Here is a 17,855-nt window from a genome sequence, read left to right on the forward strand (position 1 = left end):
GAGCATCCTTCACCATCAATTATAATACTTTTTTACCACCGTATTTACGGACTTTTAAGACATGACAGCTGCCTTCACCAAAGTATTTTTCAATGCCTTTCTTATAGGTGTCGACATAATCATTGGCAACGAAGGCCTGAATAGTTCCCGCAAAACCGCCACCATGGACACGGCAGACACCATGATCACCTAAGAGATCTTCTGACAAGGTTAACGCTAAAGAAACACTCTGATGCTGTGGATCGGATGAAGCGTAGACATTCTGTAAAACTTTGTAGCTAGAGTTACCAGAGGCTTTCACTAAGTTTAAGAAAGCTGGGAAGTCTTTGTTTTCTAAAGCCGCTACTTCCTGTGGAACACGGTCATTTTCTTTAAAGAAATGATAAGCACGTAAAGCCGCACGATCTCCGCATTTTTCTCGTACTTCATCCATATGGTCTAAGAAATCCTGCAAGTTAACTTCTCTTAAAACATCTTTACCAAAGAACTGTGCGACAGCTTTCATTTCTGCTGGGACAGCTGCATATTCATCGGTTAAATTAGCATGGGAACCTTTGGCATCGACAATACATAAGCTGTAGCCAAATTCTCCAAAGTCTACATCAACATGTTTAACATCAGGATTTTCAGGATCCTTAAAATCAATCGTAATTAAGCCGCCGACCGCACAGGCACACTGATCCATTAAACCGCATGGTTTACCAAAGTATACATTTTCTGCGTACTGACCGACTTTCGCAATCGTAACCATATCAATGGCCATATCGTTGTATAAACCATCAATAATCGTGCCAATGATATCTTCAAAAGCAGCCGATGATGATAAACCAGCCCCAATCAGGACATCACTAGTAATATAAGCATCGAAACCGCCAATCTTATAGCCTAAATCTTTTAATTTCGCTACAACCCCTTTAATTAAAGCGACGGAAGTTCCTTCTTCAGAGTCTACTTTTTCTAAGTGATTCAAATCAATTTCAGGGATATCATAATCATCAGATAAGACTTTGATGATATTGTCACGTTTACGGACAATCCCAATGGCATCTAAGTTAATCGCCGCCGCTAAAACACGACCATGCTGATGATCGGTATGGTTACCGCCGACTTCACTGCGTCCAGCCGCAGTATAAATTTCAAAATCACCTTCGCCATATAATGATTCAAACTTATCAATGGCGCTTTCATAACGCTGATACTGATAGTCTAATAAGCTTTCATCTTCATATAAGTCTAATAAGACACCATCTAACTGACGGTATGATAATTTTTCTTTGAATTCCTGTGTGTTCATTGTTTACTCTCCTTCTAATGCGTATGATACAAATTTCTTAAAGCCAGCCATGCCATCATCATTCATCTTATAGACACCGGCATTTTCTAATACATTGGTAAAGACATCCGTTAACCCCTGTCGAAGCACGTCGTCGACATTTTCTTCTGTGATATGCTGCGCTGAAAGTTCCTGATACCAGTCTTTGTGTTTTTCCAGACATTCGTAGTCATCAATATTTTTCTGACCTAACAGGCAGTCTTTAAGCAAGTTCATTTCATCTTTTAAACGAGCTGGCAAGATCGCTAAGCCCATGACTTCAATCAGACCGATATTTTCTTTCTTAATATGATGGTTTTCGGCATGAGGATGGAAGATGCCTAATGGATATTCCTCAGTGGTACGGTTATTACGTAAAACCAGATCCAAGACATAATCATCACCGCGACGACGGGCAATCGGAGTAATGGTATTATGTCTCGTCTCTCCAGTATGAGAGAGAATATCATGGTCTGCATCATCGTAATCAATCCACTTTGCAAGAATCTTATCCGCTAAAGCAATCAGCCGCTCCTTTGAGGCAGAGGTTAAACGAATCGTTGTCAATGGCCAGTAGAGCAATTCTGCTTTACAGTCCTTTAATTGATAGACTTCCATCACTTTGGCATCTTCAATTGGGAAATGATAGGCCCCGCCCTGATAATGATCATGAGTTAAAATAGAACCCCCAACAATTGGTAAATCGGCATTAGAGCCTAACATGTAATGCGGGAACTGAGTAATAAAATCCAATAAGTGGACAAATGTCTGGTGATCCACTTTCATTGGAACATGCTTTTCATTAAAAACGATACAGTGTTCATTGTAGTAAACATAAGGTGAATACTGCATATAATAACGATCTCCCGCTAAGGATAACGGAATAATACGATGATTTTCTCGCGCTGGACGACGTAAGTCGCCAGCAAAACCAACATTTTCCTTACAAAGCAGACATTGTGGATAGCTGCTGTTTTTCATTAGGCGGGCCGCCGCAATGGCTTTTGGATCCTTTTCTGGTTTAGAAAGATTGATCGTAATTTCAATGGGGCCATACTTCGTACCTTTTTTAAAACGAATATTCTTTTCAATGCGCGGCATCCGAATATAGTTAGAGGCAATTGATAAATCATAGTAGTATGATGTCGCCGCCTGCGGTGAAATGGCATACTGTTTTTGGAAGTTTTCAATCACTTCGTGAGGTCGCGGCATTAATAAGCCCATAATCCGCGTATCAAACAAATCACGACTGACTGTGCCATCTTCACATAAGCCATGGTTTACGGCATAGTCTAACATCGCTGATAAAATCTCTTCTAAAGGGGCATCCTCTGTATCTATTTTAGTAAAATCTTCTAAATGGAACAAGTCTAATAGGCTGTTGACCGTAAAATCAACATCATCTTCCGTAATCAGATGATGACCTAAAGCATACTTAATAAGCTGACAAATCTCTTTATTCATGACAATTCCTCTCTTTCGACAGCTTCATTATAACTACCCAGTAAATATAAAGCAATACTTTTTAGTAATATTTTACTAAATTATAAGCAAAGAGGATAAATTCATTCTAGTAAATTTTTACTGAATCCCTTATAATGATGACCGTAAGAAAAGGAGAGAACATCATGGCGACATTAAAAGATGTGGCAGAAAGAGCCGGCGTATCACAAAGCGCGGTTTCCCGCTGTCTCAATAACGATCCAACCCTCAATTTACCAAAAGAAACGAGAGAGGCCATTTTAAAAGCCGCTCAAGACTTGCATTATACGAAGAAAAGAAAAGCCCAGGTGATGCATACCCTAGCGATCTTGCAATGGTATTCCTTAGAGCAGGAAGCGAGCGATCCCTATTATTTAATGATCAGAAATGGGGTGGAAAACTATGCCCATGCTCATCATATGAAAATCAATCGCGTCTTTAAATCTGATCGTGATTATTTATCAAAATTACATGATGTTGATGGCATCATCTGCATCGGTAAATTTGCCCGCTCAGAAATGCAGGCGATTGATGCGATGCATCCAGCCTTATTTGTCGATATGGCCATTGACGACTATGCGTTTTCCACATTAACCGCTGACTTTACGAAAGCCACCTATGATATCATGGATTACTTAACCTCATGCCATCATCAAGACATCGGTTTCCTAGGCGGAATGGAATACTTAAGTGATGGCACGCTTTATCCGGATAGCCGTTATCATACTTTTATCGACTACGCTCAAAGTCATCACCTCAACTATCAGGATTATACATTATTATCATCCTACAGCCGCGAAGATGGCTATACGATGATGACGAGTCTGATCCAAAAAGGAAAACTGCCCACCGCTTTTGTCTGTGCCAGTGATCCGATTGCGATCGGTGCTTTAAGAGCTTTACATGAGCATCATCTCAAAGTACCAGAAGACATCTCGATCATCAGCTATGACGATATCGATGAAGCCTCCTATACGAATCCTTCTTTAACAACCATCCATACGCCCGCATATGAATTAGGGGAATATGCCGGGATGTTACTGAAGGGGATGTTAGAGACCAAAAGCCGTTTACCTATGAAAGTGGTATTGCCGTGCACTTTATTAGAAAGAGAATCCGTCACCAAACGTTAAAAGAGCCGAACATTGCGTTCGACTCTTTTCATTAAGAATTTATGACGTGATCCTTACTACGCGATTACTTCTTATAACCCTGAGGATTCTTCTTCTGGAAGTTCCATGAATCACGGCACATGTCTGCTAAATCACGTTTTGCTTCCCAGCCTAAAACATCTTTCGCTTTCTGGGCACTTGAATAAAGTTCAGGTAAGTCACCAGCACGTCTTGGACCAATTTCATAGTTTAATTTCATATTGTTCACTTCTTCAAATGTATGAACAATATCTAAAACGGAATATGGATGACCAGTACCTAAGTTAATAATATCTGTCCCTTTACGAGAAGCTGCATATTCCACTGCTTTGACATGACCATCAGCTAAGTCCATGACATGGATATAGTCTCTTAAGCATGTGCCATCAGGGGTTGGATAATCACCGCCGAAAACAGTTAATTTTTCACGACGGCCAACCGCTACCTGAGTAACATAAGGCATTAAGTTATTTGGGATCCCCTGTGGATCTTCCCCAATTAAACCGCTTGGATGTGCACCAATTGGGTTGAAGTATCTTAATAAGATAACTGATAAATCCTGATCAGGAACTGTTGCATCGGTTAAGATCTGTTCCATCATCCATTTGGTCCAGCCATAAGGGTTAGTACATGTTCCCTTCTTGCAGTCTTCCGTTAATGGTGATTTGTTTTCTGAACCATAAACTGTCGCACTTGAAGAGAAGACGATGTTCTTCACGTTATGTGATCTCATCACTTCTAATAACGCTAATGTGGTATCAATATTATTACGATAGTATTCAATTGGTTTCTGTACTGATTCACCAACAGCTTTTAAACCTGCAAAGTGAATGACACAGTCAATTTTATTTTCATCAAAGATTTTATTTAAAGCATCGACATCTTTCACGTCCGCTTCATAGTGTGTCACTTCCGTATTGGTTAACTGTCCAACTCTTCTGACAGCCTCTTCACTGGAATTTGAATAGTTATCAACGATGACAACATCATGGCCGGCTTCAATTAAAGCCACGGCTGTATGGGAACCGATGAAACCAGCTCCTCCTGCTAATAATACTCTCATAGTAATCCTCCTTTAAATTCCCCTTTATTTTAACATCTCATTATATGTCTTAAAATACCTCTATAAAGCTTACTTTATACCATAATGCGACATTTTTACTAAAAATGTACTTATTTACTCGTGATGTGTAATCACTTTCTTTAAACGCTTCTCAAAATCACGACGGGAAAACATAACAATCGCCCCGCAGCCCATGCATTTGATTTTGATATCTGCGCCCATGCGAATAATCTCCCACTGCGTAGATTTCTTGCAGGGATGAGGTTTCTTCATTTCAATAATATCGTGTAATCCGTACTCCATGGCTATCCTCTCATCTTATAAGCTTTCATTGTATTCTTTAATAATAAGGCAATCGTCATCGGCCCAACCCCACCAGGAACCGGCGTAATGGCATGACATTTGTCTTTAACATCTTCAAAGTCTACATCACCGCATAACTTATTGTTTTCATCGCGGTCCATACCGACATCTAAGACAACAGCCCCTTCTTTAATATATTCTTTCGTAAAGAACTTAGGCTGACCAATCGCCGCAATCAGGACATCCGCACGAGAAGTCACTTTTGGTAAATCTTTGGTATGAGAATGAGCGATCGTCACCGTCGCATTACGGGCTAAAGCAAGTAATGAAACAGGCTTGCCGACAATATTGGAACGACCGACAACACAGACTTCCTTACCATCTAAATCATAACCAATGGCATCTAACATCGCCATCATGCCCGCTGGCGTACAAGGTACTAAACCCTCTTCATTTAAAAACAGCTTGGCAATATTGCGCGGATGGAAACCATCCACATCCTTCGTCGGATCAATCGCTTCAATAATCGCCTGTTCATCAATCTGTTTTGGTAATGGCAGCTGGACTAAGATCCCATCAACATGATCATCATGATTAAGATCATCAATAATCTTCAATAATTCTTCCTGCGTGCAGTTATTATCACGACGGATGATTTCTGAAAGCATGCCCGTATACTGGCAGCCTCTTTCTTTATTACGTACATAAACCTGAGAAGCCTGGTTATCACCGACTAAGACAACAACTAACTTAGGCAGACGTTTACCCGCTGCTTTAAGTGCTTCGACTTCAGCTTTGATTTCATCTTTGATGCTTTTTGATATTTCTTTACCATTTATCAATTTCATAAAGGAACCCCCTGTTTTGCATCATTATAATAAAAGAGAGTCATGATTTCAATGTATCTTTCATATTAAAGCATTTGATTTGACACAATTAATTAACAATGATAGGATAAAGGCGCATAAAGTATTGTGTACAATTAATCAAGAAGGTGATGCCATGAAATATGAATGTTTAAACATTAAAAATCAATTATGCTTTCCGCTCTACGCGGTTTCACATAAAGTCACAAAACGTTATAAACCTTATCTGGATGAACTTGATTTAACGTATACCCAGTATATTACCATGATGGTCTTATGGGATCAGGAAAAAATCAGTGTCAAAGATTTAGGAAAACAGCTGCATCTAGATTCTGGAACCTTAACACCTTTATTAAAACGGTTAGAGAAAAAAGGTTTAATCACCAGACAGCGTTATAAAGATGATGAACGTGTGCTGCTCGTCTCAATTACCAAAGAAGGAATGGACTTACAGGAAAAAGCCCATACGATTCCTGAACGCATCGGCGCCTGTCTGCCTTTAAACAAAGAGGAAAGTCTGCAGCTTTACCACTTATTATACAAAATATTAGATGATATGGAGGAAGAATAACATGTTAGATTTAGCAATCATTGGAGCTGGCCCAGCCGGCTTAACAGCCGCATTATACGCTTCTCGTGCCGGCGCGAGCGTCACTGTTATCGAAGCCGGAGCACCCGGCGGAAAATTAAACTTAACAGCTGATATTGAAAACTACCCAGGCATTAAATCTATGCAAGGGCCACAGTTAGCTTATCAGATGTATGAACACGGTTTATCCTTTGGCGCCAGCTTAGAAATGCGTGAAGTCACAGGCTTAGAAGATCATGGTGATTATAAAGTCGTGAAAACTTCAACTGGTGACATTGAAGCGAAAAATGTCATTATTGCCAGCGGGACGAAAGAAAGAAAAATGAATGTCCCTGGCGAAGAGGAATTAACCGGCCATGGCGTTTCTTACTGCGCCGTTTGCGATGGACCTTTCTTTAAAGGGAAGGAAGTCGCGGTTGTCGGCGGCGGGAATTCAGCGATTGAAGAAGCTGTTTATTTATCAACGATCGCTTCTACCGTTCATGTCGTAATGCGCCGTGATGTCTTCAGAGCTGATAAGATCATCAGTGATAAAGCTTTAGCTGCCGATAATATTGTCTTCCACTTTAAAAAGAAACCACATGCCGTATTAAGTGAAGATGGCAAAGTTTCTGGTTTAGAAGTTTCCGATAGTGATGATGGCAGCTTATCTGTCATCAATGTCTCAGCCGTCTTCCCATTTGTCGGTAATGATCCCGTCACTGGTTTTGCGAAAGACTTAGGGATCTTAGATGAACGTGGCTATGTCCTCACTGATGAACATATGGAAACAAAAGTCAAAGGTATCTTTGCGATTGGTGATGTCCGTCAGAAAGATTTACGTCAGGTCGTTACAGCGACGAATGATGGTGCCATCGCTGGTCAGTATATCGCTAATAGCTTACGTTAAAAGGTCAGGAATCCCTGACCTTTTATTTATGGGCTTTATTCCATTCTTTAATTGCGGTGATGACGACAAAGATTAAACCGATAATTCCAAGTCCCCAGACAATCCAGAAATAGATTGAATGAAAGAATCCAAGATCCGGTAAAGCAATCGCCACTAACATCAGAATGCCAATACCCATTAAGATAATATTAGAGAGTGTTTTCATGAAACGTCCTCCTATTTCAAGCCAATCAATAAACCAGAGAAAATGCCTAAGTAATTACCAATGATATAACCTAGTGTACCCATCAGCAGACTCGGGACAATGAGCGCTTTCCAGCCGCGCGCATTCGCCATCGCGCAAGCGGTAGTGGGTCCTCCAACATTCGCATTAGAAGCAATGAGAATTTCTTCGATACTAAAGTGCAATAGTTTTCCTGCAGCTAAGGTAAAAAGCAGATTAGTAAAACAGATGATCAAAGTAAAGATGACGAGCAGCGGGGCCCTTTTTAACATCATTGCAATGGAAGCGGGCACACCGATGACTGCAAAGAAGATATACATCATATAAGTGCCTAAGGTATTAGCAATCTCCATCTTGCGGAAGGTCTTGCCAAAAAGGGTCGCTAAAACCATTGTGAGTGTGGTCATTAATAAATACTTACTTGATAAAATGCCATGCAGAAAAGCCAATGCAAAGTTATTTGTGGGAATGAGCTTATCAAATGTCTCTCCTAATAATGTGGAGATAGCCACTATTGCCAGGGAAATACTCAGACAGAAGGCTAATTCCTCTAAGGAGACATCATGATGATGCTTTTCCACGGAGATTTCCTGTAAATCATGGTCAATATAAGGATGCTTAAAATGTTTGAGAATCCAAGACTGACTTGGTAAGACAATTAAGACAAAGAAATAAAGAACCATTGTCAGGTTATCCGCCACAATCGAAGCCGATACGACATTTTGCGAGACATGGAAGGCATCCGCCATGGCGATTAAGTTCATGCTGCCGCCAGTATATGTCCCGATTAACATCGGTAAGACTTTCATCGTTAAGATGTGTCGTAACAGAAGATAACCAAGCAAGCCGCCTAATAAGGTGCCAACACTGCTTAACAGATAAATAATGAGCATCCGGCCGCTTTCCTGATAGATTGTTTTCAGATTCGCCTGAAACAACAGTAAAGGAATGGATAACGGGACAATCTGATCCCAGACAAAGTCATAAGCTTTAGAAGTCGTGGGAATAATATGTAAATTGGATAAGGCCATGCCAAGCAATAAGGCAATGACACAGCCCGTAATATTCCTCCCCCACTGATAGCGTTCCAGATAAATGGATAGTGAGGCAATCAGGCAGAGGATTGCAAACAGCAGCAGCGTCTGATGGCTGTTAATGAGACTCATTCGTTAAAGAAGCTCCGATCGCTCGCGCAACTAAGATGCCGTTCGCCCCAGCCTGGGCCAAGCCACGGGTTAAACCAGCACCATCACCTGCTACATAAAGATGATCAATCATTGTCTCAAAGCCGTCACGGACCTTTGGACGAGCGGAGTAGAACTTCGCTTCCACGCCATATAAAAGGGTATGATCGTTCGCAATCCCCGGCGTAACATGATCGAGGGCTTCAATCATTTCAATAATTGATTTCATTGTATTATAAGGTAAAACTAAACCTAAATCCCCAGGGACAGCTTCCGGTAATGTTGGAATCGTATAGCCTTCTTTAATACGTTTGTAAGTCGAACGACGACCTTTTTTAATATCGCCATATCTTTGGACAATAACGGAACCATTAGATAACTTATTAGCCAAACGGGCAATCGAATGGGCAAATTCATTAGGCTGATTGAAAGGTTCACTAAAGACGTGAGAGACTAATAAGGCAAAGTTCGTATTATCAGAACCTAACTTAGGATCATGATAGGAATGACCGTTTGCCATCATTGTCCCTTCATGATTCTCGACAACGACGTGACCGCTCGGATTTGAACAGAAGGTACGTACGCGGGTGCCAACGGAAGTATTATAAATAAACTTGCCTTCATACAGGTTTTTATTGATTTCATCCATGACAACATTATTCGTTTCTACGCGGACGCCAATATCCACCTGGTTATTGTAAAGCTTTAAGCCATGGCGTGATAAGACTTCATCTAACCAGGTTGCGCCATCACGCCCCGGGGCTAATAAAACTCTTGAAGCGTAAATCGTCTGACCTTTTTCTAAAATCACGCCTTTAATGGCATTGTCTTCCACAATCACATCTTTTACTGCTGTTTCAAAAGCCATATCGATATGTTTCGCTAATTCATCAGACATTTCGGACATAATACGTAAGTTTTCTTCGGTCCCTAAATGACGGACTTTCGCACGTAATAACTTTAAGCCCACGGCATAGCCGCGTCTTTCAATGTCACGAATTTTATCTGTATTTGGATTGGTGATCTCTTTGGTGGCACCATGTTTCAAATACAGCTGATCGACATATTTAATGACGTCAACGACTTCATCATCAGGCAGATAATCCGTTAACCAGCCGCCAAATTCGCTGGTGATATTGAATTTACCATCAGAATAAGCTCCAGCGCCACCGAAACCGCAGGTAATCGAACAAGCTGGCAGACAGCCTGGTTCATCTTCTTTGATCTCCGGACAGCGTTTGATCTTTTTATCTTTGATCGGACAGTGGCGTCTGGTGACATTATGTCCTTTATCAATCATTAACACGCTTAGGGAAGGGTATTTTAATGTCAGTTCATAACCGGCCATGATCCCGGCAGGACCAGCTCCAACGACAATCACATCATAGTTTTCTTTCATACTTATGACCTCTCTTTCCAATCCATTATTCTATCATGAATAGCGAGAGAAGGGAATGCTTAGGCAAGAAATAACCCCACGAGGACCGGAATTGATGCAATGGAGACCAATGTCGTAATAAAAACATTTTTGGCGGCTAATTCACTATTTCCGCCATTTCGGTTCGTTAACAAGACTGCCATGGTGCCCACGGGCATGGCAATACAGATGACACTGACGCCTAAGGTTAAGGCATCATGAACAAAAAGATGTAAAAGATGATAGGCTAAAACTGGTAAAACAATTTGTTTAAGAAGGGTATAAGGATAGATTTTCACTTCACTAAAGACGTCTTTTAGACTGACATTGGCTAAGGTGACCCCGATAATAATCATCGCTAATGGCGAGGTCATACTGCCAAGAGTGCCAATGGTTTTAGTAATGACTTCGGGCAAATGAAAATGGGCTAAATAAATGATAAAAGCCACAATACAGGAAATCGTCGCGGGGGAAAAGATATCTTTGAGATGAATGTCTGCTTTTTGCCCTGTTCCAATGTTTATGAGAACATAACCTAAAGTATAGACAAGGGTATTGTACACCAGGTTAAAGATGGTGGTATAAAAGACTGATTCATTGCCAAAGATGGACATCATGACGGGAAAACCGATAAAGCCAATATTAGAGAATGTGGTCATAAAGATATATAATCCTAAATCCTGCTTTGGAACCCGGCAGATCTTCGCAATGAGAAAACCCGCAATCGGCAAAGTCAAAAATATGAATAAAGCAATGAGTAAAATGGCCAAAACACGATGGATCGGCTGATATTTCGTAATGGTCAAAGCACTATTAAGAATCATGCACGGAATCGCCACGCATAAAACAAACTGGTTCAGCTTGCCATTGAAGACATTATCAATAATGTGAATCTTGTATAAAAAATAACCCACACCTAAAAGTAGAAAGAGCTCAATCATCTGATTGAGAACAACCTGCATATTCATATTCTTCCCCCCTGATAGGCTTATTATACCATCTAATAATTTTTTATCTAGATGATAAATACTATCTTATTGACAATCTATTTCTAGTGTACTATTATACTAGTGCACTAGAAAGGAGTGAAACAATGAAGTTTAATACCGCTGCCCCCATCTATCAGCAGGTAGTGGCAGATTTAAAAAAGAAAATCGTCAATGGGACCATTCATCCTGGTGATAAACTGCCTTCCGGCCGTGATTTAGCTGTGGAATACAAAATTAATCCCAATACCTCTTCGCGCGTTTATGCGCAGTTAGAAGATGAAGGGATTACTTATACCAAACGTGGTATTGGCACATTTGTCAGTGATGATGAAAACATTGTCAATCACTTAAAAATTGAAATGGCGACGGCCTTATTAACGTATTTTAAAACCAATATGCATGAACTCGGATATTCTGATGAGGATATCATTGATTTGATCAGGAGGGAAAAATCATGTTAGAAACAAAAAATGTCTCAAAAAGCTTTCTCACCAAAAAAGCTTTAGAAGATGTCAGCTTTACCTTAGAACCAGGCGTGATCTATGCCTTATTAGGGCCAAATGGTTCCGGGAAATCTACCTGGATGAAAATGGCCGCAGCACTCTCTCATCCTAGCAGCGGAGAAATTCTCTTAGATGGTGAACCAGTCAATATTAAAAGTCGTGAAAAGATTGTTTTTCTGCCAACCGACAACTTTTATTACAGTACGATGACGATTCGTGATGTCGGAAAGTATTACGCAGACTTCTTTGACGATTTCGATCAAGATCGTTTTGCCTCATTGCTGTCTAAAATGGAATTAGAAGACAACTTAAAGATTAAAACACTCTCTTCCGGAATGCTCGCCAAAGTCAAGATTGCGGCAGCGATGTCACGCATAGCCCCTTATTACTTACTTGATGAACCGCTAAACGGTATTGACTTAATTGCCCGTGATGAAGTGATGGAAACGATCATTCGCTCGTTAAGTGACGAAGCCACAATTATTATTTCCAGCCATTTAGTCGAAGAATTAGAACCTTATGTTAATAAAGCATTATTCTTTAAACAAGGCCACTTAATCGAAGCATGTGATGTGGAAGAATTACGTTCAACTAAAGGCATTTCTTTAGCGGATCACTACCGTGAATTAATGAAGGGGGAAGCCTAATATGAAGACTTTACTTAAATATGAATTCAAGAAAACAATGATTTCTAAAATCATTATTCTCATTGCCCTAGCGATTGCCCAGATGCTGATTATGATTGGTCATTTCACCCATAACGGAATCGATGGTAATGGTTTTATTCTCTATGGTTTAACCGTTACCTTTGGCGGCTTTATGATTGGCATTATGTCGATTATCACTTTATTAAATGACTTATCGAATAATCATAGCTATATGCTCTTTATGACCCCTCATAGCTCTTATGCCATCTTAGGCGCCAAAGTCTTAGAAAATGCTTTATCACTTTTCTTATTTGCGGTTATTTCAATTGTCATGATCATCGCTGACTTCTTTATGTATGGCGGTTATAAGCAAAATCTCATCCATATTGACTGGCCTATGCAAATGACCCTTAATCGCACCCTTGGCCTATTTGGTTATGCTTTGATACTATGGTTATCCTTAGTCTGCTTAATTATCTTATCGATTGTCATTCAGGCTACCCTCTTTAAAGATGCTAAACATAACTTCTTATTAAGCTTACTGGTCTTCATTGGCTTATCCATTATCTTAGGGATGATCAATAGCTTTGTCTCTGGTCTGATTCCTCATCGTTTTGATGCCGTGGCTTTTGTCATTCTCAATATTCTTGTGATCATTGGAACTTATATTGGTGCCGCTGCCTTAATGGATCATCAGCTAAGTCTCTAAAATGATACTCTTTTATAACAGCTATACCTATTTTAAGAAAAACCTGGAAAGAGACTGCTTTCTCTTTTGTGTCGCTTCGATCAGCGGCTGGATTGGGGAAGTGATCTTTCGCTCCCTCTATAGCGGCATGTTAGTCATTCCCGGTTTTCTTAATGGTCCCTGGTGTCCGATTTATGGCTTTGGGGTGATAGGCGCCATGCATTTATGTAAGAGTCACTCCATTCCCCTTACTTTTCTCAAGTTATTTACTGGTGCGACGCTCTTAGAGTGGCTGACTTCCTGGGCTTTTCAGTTATATACTGGACGCTTATTATGGGATTATACGATGATGCCCCTTTCCATTGGTCCCCGTATCAATCTGATCTTTTCAATCGTATGGGGCTTACTGGGCATCTTCCTGCTTTATGTGATTATACCTAAGGTGGCCAAAGCCTTTCAGCGTTTTCCATTCTTACTTTTATTATCGCAAGTCATGATTGTTTTTTGTATGATTGACTTTGTCATTAAAGCTTTACAGTACTTAGCTTAAAAGATGCCTTTCGGGCATCTTTTTTAGTCTTCAAAGAGATTGTCGCCATTGTGTTCAATCACTTGTTTATACCAGTCATACGACTTCTTTTTCATGCGTTTATAACTGCCATGACCATAATCATCAACATCAACATAAATAAAGCCATAACGTTTACTCATCTGGTTCGAAGAGTTGGAAACCAAATCAATTGGTGCCCAAGTGGTATACCCCATTAATTCCACACCATCATCATGAATGGCATAACCCATTTGTTTGATATGTTCGCTTAGATAATCAATCCGGTAATCATCCTGAATTTCGCCATTTTCATCAATGGTATCAATGGCTCCTAAACCATTTTCTACGACAAATAATGGTTTATGATAACGATCATATAAATCAATTAAGGAGATTCTTAAACCAATCGGATCAATCTGCCAGCCCCACTGAGAGCTTGGTAAATAAGGATTCTTAATCGCCATCGTGGTATTGCCAGTTGTCACATCTAAACCGCTTGTATCTTTAGCGACGCAGTTAGAGGAATAATAGGAGAAGGAAATAAAATCAACGGGATTCTCTTTCATGATCTTTAAATCCTCTTCACTCATGACAATATGATAGCCTTTATTATGGTACTTCGTTAATAAGTATTGAGGATATTCACCAAAGACCTGCGTATCGCTGTAACAATAAATCTCGCGCATCTTTTCTCTCTCTTCCAGGACATCTTCAGGTTTGCAGGTATAAGGATAAAAAGTAACTTTAGTAAGCATACAGCCCACTTTCGCATCAGGAATATTCTGATGGGTGATCTTCACTGCTAATGCGCTCGCCACAAACTGATGATGCATTGCCTGATATTCGACTTCTTCAAACTGCTCGGGATCAAAACGTGATTCAATCAGGCCACCTGTCATAAAAGGATGACGGATAATCGAATCAATTTCATTAAAAGTGAGCCAGTATTTCACTTTATCTTGATAACGTTTGGTAATGACATCGACATAATGGGTAAAGAAATCAATAAGTTTACGATTATACCAGCCATTATACTTTGTGACCAGATATAGCGGCGGCTCATAATGCGACATCGTCACCAAGGGCTGCATGCCATATTTCAGACATTCATCAAAGACATCATCATAAAACTGTAATCCTTCTTCATTAGGCGTTTCTTCATCCCCATGGGGAAAGATTCTTGACCAGGCAATGGATAATCGGAAAACCTTAAAGCCCATTCCCGCTAATAAGCGGATATCTTCTTTATAGTGATGATAGAAATCAATCCCATGACGTTTTGGATAATATGTTTCATCATCGGTCGCTAATGCCTTAGCAATCGCTTCATCATCAATATCGGTTAACTTATGAATGTCTAGTAAATCTTTCTGTGATTGCGGATCTGCAAACTTGGCGACATCGGCCACTGAAGGCCCTTTTCCGCCTTCTTTCCAGGCGCCTTCACACTGGTTAGCCGCAATCGCTCCGCCCCATAAAAATCCTTCTGGAAACATCTTCATCATCTTCACCTCACCTTTAATTATAAACGCTTTCAATGATGATAAGTATTATTTCCGCAAAAAGAAAAGACGCTATTTCCTGCGTCTTCGTCTTTCATGTAATGGTTTTTCGCTGGCTTTTGGTTTTTGCTCTTTAACGATCTGGCGCTGCTTTTCCTTTAGTTCTTTAAAGAGTCCCATCTTCGGCGCGATGTGCTAAAATCTGTAAAACTTTATAATCATATAAATGACGAGCAAGCGCCTTTTTACGACGGCTGGTAAGCGTCATGGGATTATGACGATTTTCCTCATCGATCTTCTGACAAGACTGATGCGATTTCTCTTCATCAACATCATAGCTCATCATTAAATCAAGGATGCAGGACGCCGCCAGTTCATCACTGTAATCGCCTAAGCCAGGCACAATTTCAGCCCCTAAAACATCATTCCAAGGCATCATTTTCATATACTGAGAAGCTGGGAATGGTGTTTCATCAATAAGTTTTTTCGCTGCTTGACCAGTCGTGCGGGCAATGCGTTCATTACGTTTCTTATCTTCCAGCATAAAAGATTCTAACTGGTTATAGACCTTAAAGTCTTTGATATCATCTCGCCGGAACATAAACGCTTCTAAAGCCACAGCAACAGGTGCTTCATAGTAAGTACCGCTGTAAACGAAAACAAGATAACCCTTGTCTTCATAATAAGCAGGCTCTTGAGTCAACTTATGAAAAGCTTTTATAAAAGCATCATGCTGACGCTTATTATCTTCCTTATTAAGGGCCAGACTGACATGTAAATTCGGGTAGATCTTTTCCGGATCTACCTGTTTTAATAAATCAATAACTTTCATAACTTTCTCCTTAGACATCTTCAATGACACCCATTAACTCTAAGATGCGGTTGAGATCCTCATCACCTTTATACTTAATAGTAATGGTTTTGTCATCAACTTTGATGTTGGTACCATATTTCTTACGCAAAATAGATTCTGCATAAGCGTATTCGTCATGTTTTTCTTTCTTTGGTTCTTTTTTCTTCTTAGGCGCCGCTTTTAAGGCTTTGACGATATCTTCTACCTGACGGACAGAAAGTTTCTCTTTAATCGCTTTCTGCGCGATTTCTAAGGCTTTCTCATTATCCAGACCAATTAATGGTTTAACATGACCCATGGATAATGTTCCATCAAGAATATAGTTCTGTATTTCTTCTGGGAGATTGAGTAAACGCATCGTATTGGCGATATGGGCACGGGATTTACCGACTCTTTCGCTCAGTTTCTCCTGGGTTAAATGGAAACGATCCATCATCGCTTTATAAGCTTTCGCTTCTTCAATGGCATTAAGATCTTCACGCTGGATATTTTCCAGTAAGGCAATCTCCATCATCTGATCATCGGTGAAGTCCACGATAATCGCTGGCACTTCTTTTAAACCAGCCATAATGGCCGCTTTATGACGACGTTCCCCAGCAACGATATCATAGCCGTGAATCGACTTCTTTAATAATAGCGGCTGAAAGATCCCGTGTTCCTTAATTGAAAGAGAGAGTTCTTCAAGCTTCTCCTGATCAAAATATTTACGAGGCTGGTAAGGATTAGGACGGATCTGATCAACCGGTACTAACTCCTGAGTAAATTCATCGGATTTCTTTTCAATGGCATCGATGGCACTTTGTAAATCAGGTCCATTAGAACTATCATTAAAGATCGCATCTAGGCCACGGCTTAAAGCTTTCTTCTTTCCTTTAGGCATTACGGTTCACCACTTCTCTTGCAAGTTTAGCATAGGCTTTTGCCCCTGCACTGCTTGGGTCATAATCAAAGATGGATAATCCTGCAGATGGGGCTTCAGATAATTTGATATTTCTTGGAATGACGGTTTCATAAACTTTTTCCTTAAAATACTTTCTGACTTCCTGTGAAACTTCAACGCCAAGATTTGTACGTGAATCTAACATCGTTAATAAGACACCTTCAATCGTTAAATCTTTATTAAAGACTGACTGTGTCAGTAAAATCGTATTCAGTAACTGAGTGAGACCTTCCAGGGCATAATATTCACACTGAACAGGAATCAGCACCGAATCTGATGCGGCGAGCGCATTGGTATTTAATAAACTTAATGAAGGAGGGCAGTCAATGATAATATAATCATAATTATCACGAATATTGGCCATCGCCTTCTTCAAACGCTGTTCACGGCCGCTGCGAACATTCGATAACTGGACTTCAACCCCAGCTAAATCAATGCTGGCAGGCGCAACATCGAGGTTTTCGACATTGCTGTGGACAATGATTTTATCAATAGTGACCTGATCAATAAGGACCTCATAAGTGGTATGTTCAATCATATTACGATCGATGCCAATGCCCTGAGTGGCATTAGCCTGAGGATCCATATCAACGAGGAGCACTTTATTTTTTTCGAGTGCCAGAGCCGCTGAAAGATTAACGCTGGTGGTTGTTTTCCCAACGCCACCCTTCTGATTTGTGATTGCAATCACTTTGGACATTTAC

Annotated in this window: 20 protein-coding genes; 7 read left to right on the forward strand and 13 right to left on the reverse strand. The window is 40.3% G+C overall.

Going from position 1 to position 17,855, the window contains the following annotated elements; genetic code table 11:
• Positions 1 to 19 precede the first annotated feature (19 nt).
• Positions 20 to 1,294 (reverse strand): galactokinase, encoded by a 1,275-nt coding sequence (locus tag SG0102_RS14760; protein WP_125120649.1) that lies wholly within the window; start codon positions 1,292 to 1,294, stop codon positions 20 to 22.
• A 3-nt stretch (positions 1,295 to 1,297) separates the two neighbouring features.
• Positions 1,298 to 2,776, reverse strand: coding sequence for a UDP-glucose--hexose-1-phosphate uridylyltransferase (locus SG0102_RS14765; RefSeq protein ID WP_125120650.1), 1,479 nt, complete (start codon positions 2,774 to 2,776; stop codon positions 1,298 to 1,300).
• A gap of 164 nt (positions 2,777 to 2,940) precedes the next feature.
• On the opposite strand from SG0102_RS14765, the gene SG0102_RS14770 reads away from it, so the two are divergent.
• Positions 2,941 to 3,927, forward strand: a complete 987-nt coding sequence (locus SG0102_RS14770) for a LacI family DNA-binding transcriptional regulator (RefSeq protein ID WP_125120652.1) — start codon at positions 2,941 to 2,943, stop codon at positions 3,925 to 3,927.
• A 64-nt stretch (positions 3,928 to 3,991) separates the two neighbouring features.
• On the opposite strand, the gene galE is transcribed toward SG0102_RS14770, so the two are convergent.
• The 3 genes from galE to folD all read right to left on the reverse strand — a co-directional run bounded on the left by galE (position 3,992) and on the right by folD (position 6,159).
• On the reverse strand, positions 3,992 to 5,008 hold the full coding sequence (gene galE / locus SG0102_RS14775) for a UDP-glucose 4-epimerase GalE (protein ID WP_125120653.1): 1,017 nt from the start codon (positions 5,006 to 5,008) through the stop codon (positions 3,992 to 3,994).
• Between the two features lie 114 nt (positions 5,009 to 5,122).
• Complete coding sequence (locus SG0102_RS14780; protein WP_125120654.1) at positions 5,123 to 5,311, reverse strand: DUF951 domain-containing protein; 189 nt, start codon at positions 5,309 to 5,311, stop codon at positions 5,123 to 5,125.
• Positions 5,312 to 5,313: 2 nt separating this feature from the next.
• Positions 5,314 to 6,159 carry a bifunctional methylenetetrahydrofolate dehydrogenase/methenyltetrahydrofolate cyclohydrolase FolD gene (gene folD, locus SG0102_RS14785; protein WP_125120655.1) on the reverse strand — a complete coding sequence of 282 codons (846 nt, stop codon included), beginning with the start codon at positions 6,157 to 6,159 and terminating at the stop codon, positions 5,314 to 5,316.
• Between the two features lie 154 nt (positions 6,160 to 6,313).
• Between folD and SG0102_RS14790 the strand changes: the two genes are divergently transcribed.
• Together SG0102_RS14790 and trxB are read left to right on the forward strand one after the other, a co-directional pair.
• Positions 6,314 to 6,748, forward strand: a complete 435-nt coding sequence (locus SG0102_RS14790) for a MarR family winged helix-turn-helix transcriptional regulator (RefSeq protein ID WP_125120656.1) — start codon at positions 6,314 to 6,316, stop codon at positions 6,746 to 6,748.
• A gap of 1 nt (position 6,749) precedes the next feature.
• A complete protein-coding gene (gene trxB / locus SG0102_RS14795) occupies positions 6,750 to 7,655 on the forward strand; it encodes a thioredoxin-disulfide reductase (RefSeq protein WP_125120657.1) in 906 nt (301 codons plus the stop codon).
• Between the two features lie 22 nt (positions 7,656 to 7,677).
• Here the strand turns inward: trxB and SG0102_RS14800 are convergent, their stop codons facing one another.
• From SG0102_RS14800 to SG0102_RS14815, 4 genes are read right to left on the reverse strand one after another with little or no spacing between them, the layout of a single operon-like run.
• Positions 7,678 to 7,860 carry a hypothetical protein gene (locus tag SG0102_RS14800; RefSeq protein WP_125120658.1) on the reverse strand — a complete coding sequence of 61 codons (183 nt, stop codon included), beginning with the start codon at positions 7,858 to 7,860 and terminating at the stop codon, positions 7,678 to 7,680.
• A gap of 11 nt (positions 7,861 to 7,871) precedes the next feature.
• A complete protein-coding gene (locus SG0102_RS14805; RefSeq protein ID WP_125120659.1) occupies positions 7,872 to 9,044 on the reverse strand; it encodes a DUF819 family protein in 1,173 nt (390 codons plus the stop codon).
• The gene (locus SG0102_RS14810; RefSeq protein WP_125120660.1) at positions 9,031 to 10,461 is read right to left on the reverse strand and encodes an NAD(P)/FAD-dependent oxidoreductase; all 1,431 of its coding nucleotides are present in this window, start codon (positions 10,459 to 10,461) and stop codon (positions 9,031 to 9,033) included. The genes SG0102_RS14805 and SG0102_RS14810 overlap by 14 nt, the downstream gene beginning before the upstream one ends.
• Before the next feature lie 59 nt (positions 10,462 to 10,520).
• Positions 10,521 to 11,447: an AEC family transporter gene (locus SG0102_RS14815; RefSeq protein WP_125120662.1), complete on the reverse strand. Its 927-nt coding sequence runs from the start codon at positions 11,445 to 11,447 to the stop codon at positions 10,521 to 10,523.
• A gap of 125 nt (positions 11,448 to 11,572) precedes the next feature.
• Here SG0102_RS14815 and SG0102_RS14820 point away from each other — a divergent pair, with 125 nt between their 5' ends.
• The 4 genes from SG0102_RS14820 to SG0102_RS14835 are packed head-to-tail and all read left to right on the forward strand — an operon-like array spanning position 11,573 to position 13,856.
• Positions 11,573 to 11,929, forward strand: a complete 357-nt coding sequence (locus SG0102_RS14820) for a GntR family transcriptional regulator (protein WP_125120664.1) — start codon at positions 11,573 to 11,575, stop codon at positions 11,927 to 11,929.
• Positions 11,923 to 12,618 (forward strand): ABC transporter ATP-binding protein, encoded by a 696-nt coding sequence (locus tag SG0102_RS14825; protein ID WP_125120665.1) that lies wholly within the window; start codon positions 11,923 to 11,925, stop codon positions 12,616 to 12,618. Before SG0102_RS14820 ends, SG0102_RS14825 begins: the two co-directional genes overlap by 7 nt.
• A gap of 1 nt (position 12,619) precedes the next feature.
• On the forward strand, positions 12,620 to 13,327 hold the full coding sequence (locus SG0102_RS14830; RefSeq protein WP_125120667.1) for a hypothetical protein: 708 nt from the start codon (positions 12,620 to 12,622) through the stop codon (positions 13,325 to 13,327).
• A gap of 1 nt (position 13,328) precedes the next feature.
• Positions 13,329 to 13,856 (forward strand): putative ABC transporter permease, encoded by a 528-nt coding sequence (locus SG0102_RS14835; RefSeq protein WP_125120669.1) that lies wholly within the window; start codon positions 13,329 to 13,331, stop codon positions 13,854 to 13,856.
• A 23-nt stretch (positions 13,857 to 13,879) separates the two neighbouring features.
• Here SG0102_RS14835 and SG0102_RS14840 read toward each other — a convergent pair whose 3' ends face one another.
• The 4 genes from SG0102_RS14840 to SG0102_RS14855 form a co-directional block, all read right to left on the reverse strand.
• A complete protein-coding gene (locus SG0102_RS14840) occupies positions 13,880 to 15,361 on the reverse strand; it encodes a glycoside hydrolase family 1 protein (RefSeq protein WP_125120670.1) in 1,482 nt (493 codons plus the stop codon).
• Between the two features lie 163 nt (positions 15,362 to 15,524).
• Entirely contained in the window at positions 15,525 to 16,190 is a 666-nt protein-coding gene (locus tag SG0102_RS14845) for a hypothetical protein (protein WP_125120671.1), read from the reverse strand.
• A gap of 10 nt (positions 16,191 to 16,200) precedes the next feature.
• Positions 16,201 to 17,091: a ParB/RepB/Spo0J family partition protein gene (locus SG0102_RS14850; RefSeq protein WP_125120672.1), complete on the reverse strand. Its 891-nt coding sequence runs from the start codon at positions 17,089 to 17,091 to the stop codon at positions 16,201 to 16,203.
• A complete protein-coding gene (locus tag SG0102_RS14855) occupies positions 17,084 to 17,851 on the reverse strand; it encodes a ParA family protein (protein ID WP_125120673.1) in 768 nt (255 codons plus the stop codon). The genes SG0102_RS14850 and SG0102_RS14855 overlap by 8 nt, the downstream gene beginning before the upstream one ends.
• Between the last annotated feature and the right edge of the window lie 4 nt (positions 17,852 to 17,855).

The organism is Intestinibaculum porci, from assembly GCF_003925875.1.
Classification (GTDB): domain Bacteria; phylum Bacillota_I; class Bacilli_A; order Erysipelotrichales; family Coprobacillaceae; genus Intestinibaculum; species Intestinibaculum porci.

What these genes read in the sequence shown, in the direction of transcription:
- SG0102_RS14760 (WP_125120649.1), bottom strand. Translation starts at nt 1,294, where the DNA reads ATGAACACACAGGAATTCAAAGAAAAATTATCATACCGTCAGTTAGAT.
- SG0102_RS14765 (WP_125120650.1), bottom strand. Translation starts at nt 2,776, where the DNA reads ATGAATAAAGAGATTTGTCAGCTTATTAAGTATGCTTTAGGTCATCAT.
- SG0102_RS14770 (WP_125120652.1), top strand. Translation starts at nt 2,941, where the DNA reads ATGGCGACATTAAAAGATGTGGCAGAAAGAGCCGGCGTATCACAAAGC.
- galE (WP_125120653.1), bottom strand. Translation starts at nt 5,008, where the DNA reads ATGAGAGTATTATTAGCAGGAGGAGCTGGTTTCATCGGTTCCCATACA.
- SG0102_RS14780 (WP_125120654.1), bottom strand. Translation starts at nt 5,311, where the DNA reads ATGGAGTACGGATTACACGATATTATTGAAATGAAGAAACCTCATCCC.
- folD (WP_125120655.1), bottom strand. Translation starts at nt 6,159, where the DNA reads ATGAAATTGATAAATGGTAAAGAAATATCAAAAAGCATCAAAGATGAA.
- SG0102_RS14790 (WP_125120656.1), top strand. Translation starts at nt 6,314, where the DNA reads ATGAAATATGAATGTTTAAACATTAAAAATCAATTATGCTTTCCGCTC.
- trxB (WP_125120657.1), top strand. Translation starts at nt 6,750, where the DNA reads ATGTTAGATTTAGCAATCATTGGAGCTGGCCCAGCCGGCTTAACAGCC.
- SG0102_RS14800 (WP_125120658.1), bottom strand. Translation starts at nt 7,860, where the DNA reads ATGAAAACACTCTCTAATATTATCTTAATGGGTATTGGCATTCTGATG.
- SG0102_RS14805 (WP_125120659.1), bottom strand. Translation starts at nt 9,044, where the DNA reads ATGAGTCTCATTAACAGCCATCAGACGCTGCTGCTGTTTGCAATCCTC.
- SG0102_RS14810 (WP_125120660.1), bottom strand. Translation starts at nt 10,461, where the DNA reads ATGAAAGAAAACTATGATGTGATTGTCGTTGGAGCTGGTCCTGCCGGG.
- SG0102_RS14815 (WP_125120662.1), bottom strand. Translation starts at nt 11,447, where the DNA reads ATGAATATGCAGGTTGTTCTCAATCAGATGATTGAGCTCTTTCTACTT.
- SG0102_RS14820 (WP_125120664.1), top strand. Translation starts at nt 11,573, where the DNA reads ATGAAGTTTAATACCGCTGCCCCCATCTATCAGCAGGTAGTGGCAGAT.
- SG0102_RS14825 (WP_125120665.1), top strand. Translation starts at nt 11,923, where the DNA reads ATGTTAGAAACAAAAAATGTCTCAAAAAGCTTTCTCACCAAAAAAGCT.
- SG0102_RS14830 (WP_125120667.1), top strand. Translation starts at nt 12,620, where the DNA reads ATGAAGACTTTACTTAAATATGAATTCAAGAAAACAATGATTTCTAAA.
- SG0102_RS14835 (WP_125120669.1), top strand. Translation starts at nt 13,329, where the DNA reads ATGATACTCTTTTATAACAGCTATACCTATTTTAAGAAAAACCTGGAA.
- SG0102_RS14840 (WP_125120670.1), bottom strand. Translation starts at nt 15,361, where the DNA reads ATGATGAAGATGTTTCCAGAAGGATTTTTATGGGGCGGAGCGATTGCG.
- SG0102_RS14845 (WP_125120671.1), bottom strand. Translation starts at nt 16,190, where the DNA reads ATGAAAGTTATTGATTTATTAAAACAGGTAGATCCGGAAAAGATCTAC.
- SG0102_RS14850 (WP_125120672.1), bottom strand. Translation starts at nt 17,091, where the DNA reads ATGCCTAAAGGAAAGAAGAAAGCTTTAAGCCGTGGCCTAGATGCGATC.
- SG0102_RS14855 (WP_125120673.1), bottom strand. Translation starts at nt 17,851, where the DNA reads ATGTCCAAAGTGATTGCAATCACAAATCAGAAGGGTGGCGTTGGGAAA.